The organism is Candidatus Aquicultor sp. (genome assembly GCA_036504445.1).
GTDB lineage: Bacteria > Actinomycetota > Aquicultoria > Aquicultorales > Aquicultoraceae > DASXVE01.
This window is the reverse complement of record DASXVE010000018.1, coordinates 40,433-52,173: the sequence shown is the minus strand read 5'-3', so window position 1 is coordinate 52,173 and position 11,741 is coordinate 40,433. Positions and strand designations below refer to the sequence as shown.

10 protein-coding genes are annotated in these 11,741 nt (G+C 48.2%); 8 read left to right on the top strand and 2 right to left on the bottom strand.

From position 1 onward, the window contains the following. Positions 1-146: 146 nt before the first annotated feature. The 5 genes from VGK02_04410 to VGK02_04390 all read left to right on the top strand — a co-directional run bounded on the left by VGK02_04410 (position 147) and on the right by VGK02_04390 (position 4,173). Positions 147-305, top strand: a complete 159-nt coding sequence (locus tag VGK02_04410) for a rubredoxin (protein ID HEY3374290.1) — start codon at positions 147-149, stop codon at positions 303-305. A 156-nt stretch (positions 306-461) separates the two neighbouring features. Then, a complete protein-coding gene (locus tag VGK02_04405) occupies positions 462-2,006 on the top strand; it encodes a sensor domain-containing diguanylate cyclase (protein ID HEY3374289.1) in 1,545 nt (514 codons plus the stop codon). Between the two features lie 84 nt (positions 2,007-2,090). After that, positions 2,091-2,258 (top strand): lmo0937 family membrane protein, encoded by a 168-nt coding sequence (locus tag VGK02_04400; protein ID HEY3374288.1) that lies wholly within the window; start codon positions 2,091-2,093, stop codon positions 2,256-2,258. 138 nt (positions 2,259-2,396) lie between these two features. Continuing rightward, positions 2,397-3,776: a hypothetical protein gene (locus VGK02_04395; protein HEY3374287.1), complete on the top strand. Its 1,380-nt coding sequence runs from the start codon at positions 2,397-2,399 to the stop codon at positions 3,774-3,776. Position 3,777: 1 nt separating this feature from the next. Continuing rightward, positions 3,778-4,173 carry a (deoxy)nucleoside triphosphate pyrophosphohydrolase gene (locus VGK02_04390; GenBank protein ID HEY3374286.1) on the top strand — a complete coding sequence of 132 codons (396 nt, stop codon included), beginning with the start codon at positions 3,778-3,780 and terminating at the stop codon, positions 4,171-4,173. Positions 4,174-4,199: 26 nt separating this feature from the next. Here VGK02_04390 and yedF read toward each other — a convergent pair whose 3' ends face one another. Continuing rightward, the gene (yedF, locus tag VGK02_04385) at positions 4,200-4,550 is read right to left on the bottom strand and encodes a sulfurtransferase-like selenium metabolism protein YedF (GenBank protein HEY3374285.1); all 351 of its coding nucleotides are present in this window, start codon (positions 4,548-4,550) and stop codon (positions 4,200-4,202) included. Between the two features lie 416 nt (positions 4,551-4,966). Between yedF and VGK02_04380 the strand changes: the two genes are divergently transcribed. The 3 genes from VGK02_04380 to VGK02_04370 all read left to right on the top strand — a co-directional run bounded on the left by VGK02_04380 (position 4,967) and on the right by VGK02_04370 (position 10,965). Next, on the top strand, positions 4,967-6,259 hold the full coding sequence (locus tag VGK02_04380) for a polysaccharide deacetylase family protein (protein ID HEY3374284.1): 1,293 nt from the start codon (positions 4,967-4,969) through the stop codon (positions 6,257-6,259). 190 nt (positions 6,260-6,449) lie between these two features. Then, complete coding sequence (locus tag VGK02_04375) at positions 6,450-9,701, top strand: PAS domain S-box protein (protein ID HEY3374283.1); 3,252 nt, start codon at positions 6,450-6,452, stop codon at positions 9,699-9,701. 223 nt (positions 9,702-9,924) lie between these two features. Then, entirely contained in the window at positions 9,925-10,965 is a 1,041-nt protein-coding gene (locus tag VGK02_04370) for a hypothetical protein (protein HEY3374282.1), read from the top strand. 21 nt (positions 10,966-10,986) lie between these two features. Here the strand turns inward: VGK02_04370 and VGK02_04365 are convergent, their stop codons facing one another. Continuing rightward, on the bottom strand, positions 10,987-11,568 hold the full coding sequence (locus tag VGK02_04365; GenBank protein HEY3374281.1) for a metal-dependent hydrolase: 582 nt from the start codon (positions 11,566-11,568) through the stop codon (positions 10,987-10,989). Positions 11,569-11,741: the final 173 nt, after the last annotated feature.

Below are 11,741 nucleotides of genomic sequence, written 5' to 3'. Positions count from 1 at the left end.
GGCCATTATTGCTACAGCAAAAAAGTTGCTTGGCATCATCTACCAGACCCTGAAGAACAAGTGGGTCTTTGAGGATTTCAGCAACTTTGTGCTGAGATCGACATAAAAATGTAAGTTGGAGTAGATTTCTTTCATAGGAGGTTATTATGGATAAATATGTGTGTGATGTGTGCGGTTATATCTATGACCCGGCAGAAGGAGACTCGACCCAGGATATTCCACCTGGAACATCATTTGATGATTTGCCGGATGATTGGGTATGCCCGGAGTGCGGCGTCGGCAAAGATGAATTTTCAAAAATGTAAGTGAACGCCAGCTCACTAAGCAAGATTTTTACACCCCCCCCTTATTCTTGAGGGGTTTTATTTGCTTTTTATTATATTGCCACATAAATACACTAATGTAGCGGTCTTTTCTGCCGATAATTGGTTTAATAGCAGTGAATTTAGGTAGGAGGCACAGTGGTAGCAAAGCAGATATATAATTCAATGCAATATATTTCACTAAGAAAACGACTGGTTATTTTACTTGTTGTGATGATCCTGCCGTTCATAACGTTCTCTGTGTTTAAGGCAATCGACATTAAAGATAATCTTGAGCAACAGTATCAGCTTGAGACTTTAGCACTCGCCAATAATGTTGCCCATGACCTCGATGATTATATAAATGCAACCGGTGAAGCCCTTATTCCTATTGCTGCGAACAAAGATGTCCGCATGCAAAACTATCCTGCGGTTAAAGCTTACCTTGAAGGCGTGGTCCCGAAATACCCATTCTATCACCTCATCGCTTTCGTTGATTTGAAAGGCGACGCTAAAGTGGCCGTCATGTCGGCAGCTATGGCAAACAGCGAAGATGCTCGTAAGCTGGCCTCGATTAGTGTAAAAGACACGGCGTGCTACCGCCGAGGAATCGTGTCAAACGGTGTTGCCGTCGGTGACTTTATGTACAGCAAACTTACAAAAATGCCGGTCGTGCACGTGACATATCCCGTATTCGATATGTCGGGCAAGCGAATAGGGTTTGTAGCAGCGGCATTCGACCTTACGAAAATCCAGAACAAACTTATGCGCACAGGTACAAATAAATCAACAATTCTTAGCATTGTGGACGATAAGGGTGTCTACATCGCTCGAAGCAAAAACCCTGAGCAGTGGGTCGGGCATAACATAGCAAATTCCGACCGCTTTAGGAAGATGGTAAACAAAAAAAGTGGTTTCTATGAGGCAAAATCAGGCGAAGGTACGCTTAGGATGTTTGGTTTTACCCAAGCATCGCTGGTGAACTGGTACGCAAGAGCGGGGATCGATAAAACGTATATTCGCAATCAAGCCACTAACGAGATCGCCCATAACTTCCTTGTATTTCTGCCGTTATTGCTGGTTGCAGTGTTCGGTTGGCTCTGGATAGGACGAGACGTCGATACACTGCATAAGAAAACCGAAGAACTCAGCCTAACCGATCCGCTAACCGGGCTTTGGAATTGCCGGAAACTTCACCAGGATTTGGTCAGTGCATTTACTAGGGCAAAACGATATCGCGATATACTATCGTTTGCGATGATAGATATCGATCACTTTAAAGAATATAATGACCATAACGGGCATCAGCTTGGCGACGAAGCACTCGTTTCTGTTTCCTCCATAATTAGGAACGCGCTTCGCGATTGTGATTCAGTATACCGCTATGGCGGCGAAGAGCTCTGCGTACTGCTGCCAAGCACTGATAAAGCGAGTGCTCTTGCAGTTGCCGAGCGCATCAGGTATGACGTTGAACACGCGATCTTTACCGGCGAGGATCACCAACCTTCCGGACGCCTGACAATATCGATTGGTGTCGCTACGTATCCGTTCGATTCGATTGCCAAGGAAAGCCTCATAAACGCTGCGGATATCGCTCTTTACGAGGCAAAGGATAATGGACGTAACCATGTCCAGGGTTACGACGATACAAGTCCCCACATCCACCGTCATAAAGACCACCGCCCGATCGGCATATGCATATAGACTGCTAATTATCCTCAACACTGTTTTAACCCCGATTAGAATGCCCGCTTATGGGTATCTTTAGCTTTAAGGAGGTTGAGCGGTGTGGCATCATTTATCTGGTTTCTTATAGCGATTCTCGTTATCTTCTGGGTGGTAGGCTTCGCCCTCAAAATCGCCGGCGGCCTTATTAACCTGCTTCTGGTAGTGGCGCTTATCTTGTTGATATATAACTTACTCGTGAATACGCGTCGAAGACAGCGCGAGAAGTAAGTGCCCTAGGGTGTGCGTTGGTATAGCGTAATAGCATATAACAAGATGCTTCGGAACCTCGAAGCATCTTATCTTTTTTTGGGTACAAGGTTATTGGATACGTTGCATAGCATCTAAGCATTAAGTAAGAGGTGTTGAGTGAATAAGCACGAGCTCCATATACAAAATGTATTCGACGTTCTAAATCCGCTTGGAGGCGGAGTGAACGGATATCTGAAACTTAAATGCATTCAGATTCAGAACCGCGTCGCAGGCTCCGCAGTCTCCGGCGACATTATCGTCGTATCGGATGATTGCCCCCAAGCGTTTATCGATTATATGTTTAACGTGCTTAACGTTAAAGACGTGCTCGTTTTACGCTACCGGCTTAGTCGCGACCCTCAGCGCTACCTGAACTCTCACGTTGTCTTTGAGGCTCTCGTTAACAATCCCGGTTGGGAAGAAACACTACGGCGAGACCCCGACCTTAATCTCTACGTACAGTCTAGATCTGCATTTGCGGCGGCCTACAGAGCAGGGATACGTATCCCTGAAGAGCGGTGGAAAACGGTCGTAGTAGACCGGGTTGTCGATGCAATGAACGATAAGGCAAACCTGTACCGCGAGTGTGAGGCATTGGGCTTACCCCTCCCGCGTCACTGGATCATGACCAGCGATCAGATCGTGAGTGATGTAGTCGACCTATTACTTGCCGGTGAGAGGCCATTGTTTATCAGGCAAGCCCGCAGTGCCGGCGGCTTTGGCAATATTACAGTCGAGAAACACAATGCGAAATACCGAATCAGGGAACTTGAATCGCGCTTGCTTGACCTGCGCGAATTTGTCCACGTCTTAGACCGGTTTGTTCGCACAAGCTTTTGGGATGAATACGTTGTTGCTGAGCTTCTCGATCTCTATGCCTCACCGGGAACGCTGTTCTTTGCAAATGATACTGAAACGTTGATTATCAGCCATAGCAATCAGATATTAAGCGCCGGGCGCAGCTTCCACGGCTTCACATATCCGATTGCCGATCCCAAGATCGAACGGCATTTTACCGGCGTGGAAACCGCCGTGCTGCGTATCGTTGAGCCATGGCGGGAAAAAGGTTTTCGCGGGTATGGTAATATCGATTGGATGGTTACGGTAAGCGGTGAATGCTTCATTGCAGAAATGAACGGCAGAACAACGGCGGTTGTGCCCCCGATAAAAATCGAGAATTGCCTGTCAAGACACGGTTGCGACCAACCCCCGGTAAAAAAGCCGCGTCTTTCAATATTCTCGCAAGATAAGGTCAACCTTAATGGATTTCATACGTTTGATAACGCCTACGAAGCACTGCATGCAAAGGGTTTGCTGTGGGGGCAGCACGGTGACGGTTCCGGTATTGTTATCATATTGCCTCCGTCACCGGAATTCGGTATAAACACTATCGGGATTCTGGCGTTGGGTGAAAACCTTGAAATCGCCGCCGGTGTTTTCAAGGAAGGGCTTCACGTATTCGGCGAGGAGCAGGAAGAGCTACTGCTCGGGGGTTAATGTGCTTCGCAGGGTAATTGCCGCATTGCTTGTAAGAGACGGTAAAATACTTATAGCTAAACGAAACGCTCATGATAGGCTTGCTAATATGTGGGAATTTCCGGGTGGGAAAGTAGAGCCGGGGGAATCACCTGAGGTCTGCCTAAAACGCGAGATCAGGGAAGAGCTGCAGATCGATATAACGGTTGGAGACCTTTTCGGGGAAATATTTCATAACAACGAGCACGGATCGATCCGGCTTATCGCATATTGGGCAACATGCGATGGGTTCGGCATCACGCCGGTCGTACATGATGCGTATGCATGGGTTGCCCTCGATGAGCTCGATAATTATGAATTCGTTCCAGCCGATATGTACTTCGTAAAGCGGTTAAAGCACACCACGTTACCTATATAGCATAAGACTGTTTCGAAGCCAGGGCTTTACATCGTAATTACTTTATCACTGGTTACGACGCTCTCTACCACTACTTTTGCGGTTGTAATCTCGCCGACTGCAAGTTTGTCCTCGATCTCAAAAAAATCGACGCACGTTTTGCACGATAATATTTTACTGCCTAGCTCCTCAAGGCGCTTAAGGAGACCGACTGTCGGTTCGCCATCGACAGCAAGTTTCACACCCGCGTTTAAAAGGAATATATTTTGCGGTACATTACCGTTTTCAGCAAGTAAATGGAGAAAATTGCCGAGCAGCATAAAACCGAGTTCATCGTCGCCTCTGCCCATTGTCTCGCCTGTTAGCAGCAGTATTGTGCTTGGTTTTTCATTTTGCATGGTGATACCTCCTGAACGTAAGCGCACACGATAGCATGATAAGATTATATTATACAATATATTACCATAACATTGAGTTAAAGACTAGAGCCTTCCGACTGGTAGGGCGTAAAGAGCGCTGTTACAACCGGCAGCAAGACGGGCACATGATTGGAACCGGTGCGCTCGAGGACCAAAAAGTTGCCGGTAACAGTACTTAAGATATTTTGCAAAAACCGGTCGTTTCTAAAAAGCAGTGCTCAAGGTACTGAATGCTATATGATTGCTTTATTGGTTTCGCGGGCAGTATACAAATCCGCTGGACCGCCATATATAATAGCGATATGAAGAAAGCACGGCGTATGCCTGTAGCTTCAAGGCTCCTTATTCAAGCAAGCTCATAGATACGAGCTGTTTTAGGTGGATTTAACTGACACATGAAAGACATGCAGAAAAAAGGACAGTGGCGTGCATATCCGGGGTTGTATCCAGCAGTAATACTTGTGTTGGTCTTGACCATGCTATCCGCCATTGTGGTCCTGGTAACATACACAGATCGTAGACCGGCGCTTCAAAAGGCGGGCACGGGCGCTGCTTCAAAGCAACAAACAGGAAACCTTAACAATAAAGCTTCGGCTCCGCCCAAAAAGACCGCAAAAACTGGCTCGTCTGCAAATAGCGGCCAACCGCAGATTATACCTGTTCTTTGCTACCACCATATCGTAAACGATCCAAAGAATAAGCTCGCCGTGCCACCGGCTCTTTTGGAACAGCATTTGAAGTTTCTTAGGGCAAGCGGCTATCAAGGCATAAGCCTGAAAATGCTCAAAGATAATCTGGAGCACGGTAAAGCGTTGCCGCAAAAACCGATCCTGCTCACATTTGATGACGGATGGAAAGACCAAAGCGTGTTTGCCGTCCCGATTCTCAACAAATACAAGTTCGGGGCAACGTTCTTTGTCTACGACGAGGCGATAACGTGGAACGGCAGCGACTTCATGACGCGAGCCGATCTTCTGCGCCTCAAATCGCTGGGGTATGATATAGCGTCGCACACATGGTCGCATCCTTCACTCATAAAAAGAGCGAGCGAGACGTATGCGGCATATGTGAATCGCATGAACATACAGCTAAAGCGATCAAAACTCTGGCTTGAGCAAACGCTTAAACAAGAGATATATTGCCTGGCCTATCCGTATGGGCTCTATGACAGCGTGGCAGTTAAAGCCGCTGCCGATGCGGGATATAAACTGGCATTTACTGTGAACGGGGGCGTCAATTATCAAGGTGGGCAATCAAAGCTTCTTCTAAAGCGCATCATAGTAACGAAATACAGCTCGCCCGATATGCTTGCGCGTAAGCTTAATGTTACGCCGTTTCATGTATTAAAGTGTTCGCCTGAAGACGGAGCATATCTAGCAACAACGGCACCCATAATCTCGGCGCGTCTGAGCGGCCTCAACGATGTTGATACAAGAACAATTCATTTTGCGATTGATTACAGGGGGGCAGCGACAACGTATACGGTCGCAGAAGATCACTTAAGCGCGGCAATAAGCAGCCATCCCGCCGTCAAGCCGGGCTTCCACTTTCTTTCAATAGAGGGCAGGGGCAAACGAGGCAACATCTATAACACAACCTGGGGCTTTTACGTTGCCAAACCATCGGTAACGGCAGCAAAAACGGCTCCCGTAGCGATTAACAAGCACACTAGCCCCGCAGGACGTTAATGTCATTATTCTAACCCACCTCGATATCATGTCTTGATTATTCTTACTTTAATGCCCCTTCGGTTTGTATCCAAAATGAAGCCATGCCTCAAATCTATTCCCATCAGTTAAGGCGGCATGGGTTGGGATAAATACTTAGTTATGCAGTGCAAATATGTGAAAGACCGCACCCCATGCGAGAGGAGATTCTTTGACAGACACAACTTGTAATGATGCCTTTGAGAATATAATCGATTTTATCGCCGAGGGTGTCCTCATACTCGATCAGAACGGTACAATCATTCTTGCTAACCGAGCCACAGAGAAAATCTTCGGCTTCACAGGACAAAGGCTCACCGACTTTCTGCAGAGAAGCCTGGGCCGGGGCGAATCAAAAACCGATCAACTGCCATCTGCAATCGGGGAAGCGTTTTCACGGGTAATCAAGTCGGCAAGCCCCGTTTATGACCTTCATTATCACTATGTTCGGCCGGACAGTGTACCTAGGGATATAGTAATAAACGTATTCCCGCTGCTTAATGATAAAGGCGATGGCAACAGGGTTGTTCTATTGCTCAAAGATATTGGTGCGGAGCAGAGTGCAGCAGAGGCGTCGCTGCTGGAATCCAATCAAACCCTTGCCGCAATCTTCGAAGCATCACCGGTGGCCATCATAGCGACCGACTTATACAACAGCGTCACGGCGTGGAATCCGGGTGCTGAGCGTATGTTCGGCTGGCAGGCCGGCGAAGTGCTGGGACGAAAACTGCCGATCGTTTCGGAAAATCGCGGTAACGAGTTTAAGGCGCTTCGAGACCGTGTCCTGCATGGAACGACGGTTATAGAGATCGAAGTACAAGGACAGCGAAAAGACGGTTCGTTAATAGCGGTTAGCATTTCGTCGGCACCTTTATACAATGCCGAGGGAAAAATTACCGGCATAATGACCGTGACCCTCGATATTACTACTCGCAAAAAGCAGGAGCTTGCGCTCAAGCAGTCTGAAGCGAATTACCGCGCGATCTTCGATGCCGTAAACGATGCGATCTTCGTGCACGATACGAGCACTGCAGATATTATCGACGTGAATAGGCGAGCTTCTGAAATGTACAGTTATCCAACCCATGAGCTGCGCCGCCTCAGTCTAATCGATATCAGTTCCGCCGTGCCGCCGTTTACACCTGAAGCAGCCCTAGAGTGGGTGCGCCGTGCCGCCCAGGAAGGGCCCCAGATCTTTGAATGGTTGGCAAAAGATCGTTTCGGTCGTTTGTTTTGGGTTGAGGTTAATCTAAAGCGTGCGGTTATCGGCGGCATACCGCGAATTCTGGCCGTCGTCCGTGATATTAACGACCGCAAGCTTCTCGAAGAAGAGCGTGAAGAGCTTTCGAGGCGGATTCAATTGTTGCTCGACTCAACCGATGAGGGAATATTCGGTATCGACCTAGATGGCCTTTGTAACCTGATAAACCGGGCGGCAGCTGAAATGACCGGTTACACCCAGGATGAGATATTGGGCAAGAACGTACATGACCTGTTCCACTATAAGCATCCCAACGGCACACCGTATCCGGCATACCAATGCCCGATTTACAGCTCCTACAAGGAGGGCGTGGGCGTGCATATTGATACCGAAGTATTTTGGCGAAAAGACGGCAGCCCGTTTTTCGTCGAGTATACATCCAATCCGATTATGGAGGAAGGGCGTATCGCCGGTGCAGTTGTAACCTTCTCGGATATTGCAAAGCGTAAGAATGCCGAGATGGCGCTGCGTGAAAGCGAAGCGCGCTACCGAAGCCTCTTCGAGGACGCGCCGGTATCTCTTTGGGAAGAAGACTTCTCAGCGATAAAAGCATATCTTGACGACCTGCGCCAACAGGGCATAACAGATTTTGAATCGTACTTTGGCGCACACCCGGAAGAGATAGATAGGGTTGCCAGCCTGGTAAAGGTTAATGACGCCAACCGGGCGACCGTCGAACTTTATCGTGCCACCGATAAAAATGAGCTTGAACGCAATATAACCGACACATTCACCAACGATATGCTTGCAACGTTTAAAGATGAGCTTGTCGCTATTGCAAACGGTGAGACAACGTTTGAGCGTGAGGTTACAAATACGACGCTGGATGGTCAGACAATATTCGTTGTATCTAAGTTTTTCGTCCCCGATGAGTACGCTAACACACTGTCAAAAGTCTTTATTTCGGTTGTCGATATCACCGAACGAAAATTAGTCGAAGAACAGCAGCGGGCAGCCGGGGAGTTAAGTGAATCGCTTAATGCTATTAACGCCGTTATCGGCTCAACACTCGATTTTGATGAAATTATGCGTCTCGTGGTTGTGGATGCTTCCAAGGCGCTTGATGCCGATAGCGCCAGCATCGCGTTATATGAAAAGGACCGCTGGATTATCGGATATCTCTATGGATTTTCAGATGAGCATGTCGGAAAGCCTCTCGGACCTGAAGAGACAAAGCAGGCTCAGATGGTGGTTGCGGCGAAAGCCCCGACTATAATAAGCGATGCGTTCACCGATACGAGGGTTGATAATATCCTCATGCGAGCCCATGGGGTACGCTCTATACTCGCCTTGCCTCTCACCGTTAGAGAGGAAGTTATCGGGGTTCTGCGGTTCGCATTTACGTCAAAACAGGTTGATTTCAGTGAAATCCAGGTTGATTTTGCAAACAAACTCGCGATAGCCGTGTCCTTGGCAATTGAAAACGCCCGGCTCTACGCCGTCGAGCGCAATATTGCGGATACCCTGCAAGCAGCGCTGCTCACCACACCAGAGCGAATTCCAGGGGTAGATTTCAGCCATCTGTATCGCTCGGCAAGCATTGCGGCCAAAGTAGGGGGCGATTTCTATGAAATATTTGAACTTGAGCACAACAAAGCCGGCATCATAGTCGGGGACGTTTCCGGCAAAGGTCTTGGAGCGGCAACTCTGACGTCTCTTGTTAAGAGCACTATTAAAGCATATGCCTATGAGGACGGCCAGCCTGCTTCGGCCCTCGAGAAAACAAATCCTGTCATCGCCCGGGCGGTTACACCTACTTCGTTTGTTACGATGTTTTTTGGTATTTTGGACATAGAGACCGGTAAGCTCATATATTGCAGTGCGGGTCATCCACCCGGGATAATCAAGCGGAAATCCGGGGACGTCGTTGTCCTGGAGACCGAATCGCCGCTCATCGGGGCGTTTGCCGATATGCACTATACCAACAGTGAAGTGCATGTCGATAAAGGTGACATAATAATTTGTTACACCGATGGGATCACCGAAGCCCGCTGCAATTCCGGATTTTTTGGGGAAGAACGGCTGCTGCAGATAATTCGAATTATGGACGCGGTATCTCCACACTCAACTATTACGAATATCTTTAATGCGGTTTTGGAGTGCACCGGGGGACGGTTATCCGATGATATTGCGCTGATAGCGGTAGCGCGTGATACGGCTTGATTAGGCATGTTGCCAGTCACTATGATATCCGATACAATTACATAGAACCGGAAGGGGAGTAGCTACCCGTATCGCGGGTTGGTCGTATCGACATACCCGGCACTTGTGCCCGGACGACCAGTTGTATGCAATTGCGAGACCTTCAATCGTTAACGATTGAAGGTCTCTTTTTATGATAACGCTTACATCTAGAAAACCCTTTTATTGTGATTGGAGCGTATTCGTGGCAGTAACATTCTTGCTTTTTGCTGTTTCTTTAATAATTATCCTTTTAGCCAGCGAGCTTTTTACTAATGGAGTTGAGTGGTTCGGTCATAGGTTGAATCTGGGGGAAGGCGCCGTCGGTAGCATTTTCGCGGCAATCGGCACGGCGCTTCCCGAGACGATTATCCCGATAATAGCAATTGTTTTTGCAAACGGAGCAAGCGGTGAAAGTATCGGTATCGGCGCGATTATCGGCTCATCGTTCATGCTTGCAACGCTGGCGATGTTCGTCGTCGGTATCGGTATTTTTATCTTTTCAATAACCCGCAAACGGAGCCGCCAGGTCCGTGCGTCCACCGATGGAATGTCACGAGACCTGTCGTATTTTTTGCTGAGCTATGGTATAGCGCTGATTGCAGCCCTTTTGCCAATGCGTGCGGTTAAGATAGCGCTTGCTGTAGGCCTTATCGGTATTTACGCCAATTATGTTCGCGTAACAATCAAGGACAGCGGTGAAAAAGGTGAAGACTTGCGACCGCTGTATCTTCACAAAAAGGGGCTGCCGCCACATTGGCGGTTTATTACCCTACAGCTTGCGGTAGCGCTCTCCGCGATCATTCTCGGTGCGGATCTCTTCATTAAACAAGTGGTTGCCGTCTCGGAATACTATGCGATACCGGCGCTTATCTTGTCGCTCCTCATAACGCCGATTGCAACCGAACTACCGGAGAAATTTAATAGCCTGATCTGGGTTAGAAAAAACAAAGACACGTTAGCAATAGGTAATATAACCGGGGCGATGGTATTTCAGAGTACGTTCTTGCCGATGTTTGGAATCTTTCTCACCCCATGGCATTTGACCGAGCCGGCGATTGTGGCCGCAGCACTGGGAATACTGGCGAGCATCGTCATGGTTATAAATCTTAGGATTCGGGGATCGCTTCATGCCGGCATGCTTATCTTCAGCGGTCTGTTCTATTTTGCCTTTATTCTCTACGTGTGGCTCGCAAATGGCCTCGGAGAAGGATTTATAACCAGAGCGTTCTCCAATATATTTTAGCCTCGCCCCGCTCGCTTTAACCTAATGAAAACCGAGTGCCTTAAGAAGCAAGAGAGCATTGTCGCTGCGATAATACCCGAGAGCAATAACTCCACATATTATTGCCGGTGTCACGAGCAGGTTTTCAACCCACCCGTTGGTACGAAGCCGCAACGCCTCAAACGGTGGAAATCCTAAATGGAGTGGTAGAGGAAACAACAGCGGGACGCCTTCTTTGGTTAGCATATCTGTAACCAGATGCGACGCAAACGCGATTATAAAGCTCCAAAACACGATGTTGGTGTCGATAGTATCTCCCAGCGGCAGCGCGTTAAGGATGAGTCGCATCAGGCCGCCAAACAGAACCATGCCGATAAACGAGTGAGTTATATGCCGGTGACCGCCGATAAAAACCGGATTAATGATGCGCGACAGGCAGCCGCCTCCAGGCACATCTCCCCATATCTTGCTTCCGGGTTTATCGAGATCAGGCGTAATGCCACCGATAATCGCGACCAGAAGCGACACAATGGCGGTTTCTGTAGAAATATGCTCCATCGGGGTGAGAAGTGCTGTCGTAACCACCGCCCCAACGGCCGCAATTTCGTGTGTTCGACCGAGCATGGCATACCTCTTTTTCTAAACGTTCACCTGGGCGGGGTTCGCTTATTTTTATAGTATACAACAAGCCGGCTGCAAAACCTCTTCCTGTTTTTCAGCTATACAAAGGCCGTATAACTTGTAGCATAATCGGGTTTATTTACCGTCACGGCGGTATCGAACTTTTAGCCGCGGTT